The 1874-nt window shown below is 70.8% G+C and carries 2 protein-coding genes; both read right to left on the bottom strand.

The window, feature by feature from the left end; genetic code table 11:
- Positions 1 to 525 (bottom strand): 4-hydroxy-tetrahydrodipicolinate reductase (locus tag ACWF94_RS39705; protein WP_453500032.1); only part of this gene is annotated, 525 nt, incomplete at its 3' end.
- A 43-nt stretch (positions 526 to 568) separates the two neighbouring features.
- A partial coding sequence (locus tag ACWF94_RS39700) for a M16 family metallopeptidase (RefSeq protein ID WP_453500030.1) occupies positions 569 to 1874 on the bottom strand: 1306 nt, incomplete at its 5' end.

Genomic DNA, 1874 nt, shown 5'->3' with positions numbered 1-1874 from the left:
GTCCAGGGCGGTGACGGTGGCGTCGGGCTGCGGCGCGCAGCCCGCTTCGGCGCGGGCCGCGGCGATGAGCTGGGCGGTGCGCGTGGCGGTGCCGCTGGGGGCGTCGGCCTTGTTCGGGTGGTGCAGCTCGACGACTTCGGCGGATTCGAAGTAGCGGGCCGCCTGCTGGGCGAACCTCATGGTGAGGACCGCGCCGATGGAGAAGTTCGGGGCGATGAGCACCCCGGTCTCCGGGGAGGCGGCCAGCGAAGCGGTGAGCCGGGCGAGTCGGTCGTCGGTCCAGCCGGTGGTGCCGACGGCCGCGTGGATGCCGTGGCGTACACAGAAGTCGAGGTTGTCCAGCACGGACGCCGGAGTGGTCAGCTCGACCACGACCTCGGCACGGTGTTCGACCAGGGAGTCCAGTCTGTCGTCCCGGTCGAGGGCGGCGACCAGTTCCATGTCGTCGGCGGCCTCGACGGCCCGTACGGCCTCGGAGCCGATCCGGCCCCGGGCGCCGAGTACTGCCACGCGCAGCTTGCTCATTCTCTGATCCCTTGTGTGACCTGTGCGTTCTTGGGTGCGAAGCTCAGGAGACCGACTCGTGCAGACGGTCCGCCTGGCGGTCCTTGAGCGGGCCGATCACCGCGAGCGAGGGGCGGTGCCCGAGGACGCCGGCGGCGACCTCGCGGACCTCGTCGGGGGTGACGGCCGCTATCCGGGCGAGCATGTCGTCGACGGACATCTGCGCTCCCCAGCACAGTTCGCTCTTGCCGATACGGTTCATCAGCGCGCCGGTGTCCTCCAGGCCGAGCACGGTGGAGCCGGAGAGCTGGCCGACGGCGCGGCCGATCTCGTCGTCGGAGAGTCCGTCCGTGGCGACCCGGTCCAGTTCGTCGCGGCAGATCTTCAGGACGTCGTGGACCTGGCTGGGGCGGCAGCCCGCGTAGACGCCGAAGAGTCCGCAGTCGGCGAAGCCCGAGGTGTAGGAGTAGACGCTGTAGGCGAGGCCGCGCTTCTCCCGTACCTCCTGGAAGAGGCGGGAGGACATACCGCCGCCGAGTGCGGTGTTCAGTACGCCCAGGGCCCAGCGGCGGTCGTCGGTGCGGGCGAGGCCGGGCATGCCGAGGACCACATGGGCCTGCTCGGTCCTGCGGTCGAGGAGTTCGACCCGGCCCGCGGTGCGTACGGCGCGGGTGCCGTCGCGGGGGGCGAGCGGGACCGCGTCCGTACGGGTGAGGGCGCCGGCCCGCTCGAAGGCGCGGCGGACCTGGCGTACGACGGTGGCGTGGTCGATGTTGCCCGCGGCGGCGACGACCAGATGGGTGGGGTCGTAGTGCTTCTGGTAGAAGCGGCGGACCCGTTCGGCGGTCATGGCGTTCACGGTGTCGACGGTGCCGAGGACCGGGCGGCCGAGGGGGGTGTCGCCGAGCATGGTGTGCGCGAAGAGGTCGTGCACACAGTCGCCCGGGTCGTCCTCGGTCATGGCGATCTCTTCGAGGATGACGCCGCGCTCGGCGTCCACGTCCTCCTGGTGGATCAGCGAGCCGGTGAGCATGTCGCAGACGACGTCGATGGCGAGCGGCAGATCGGTGTCGAGCACCCGGGCGTAGTAGCAGGTGTACTCCTTCGCCGTGAAGGCGTTCATCTCACCGCCGACCGCGTCGATCGCCGAGGAGATGTCGAGGGCGGAGCGGCGTTCGGTGCCCTTGAAGAGGAGGTGCTCCAGATAGTGCGTGGCGCCGTTCAGGGACGGCGTCTCGTCACGGGAGCCGACATGGGCCCAGATGCCGAAGGTGGCGGAGCGTACGGACGGCAGGGTCTCGGTGACGACGCGCAGTCCGCCCGGGAGGGTGGTGCGGCGGACCGTTCCGATGCCGTTCTCGCCCTTGAGG

It is taken from the genome of Streptomyces sp. NPDC055078, assembly GCF_053607985.1.
The sequence above is the reverse complement of the archived record's forward strand: the minus strand, read 5'-3'. Positions and strand labels throughout refer to the sequence as shown.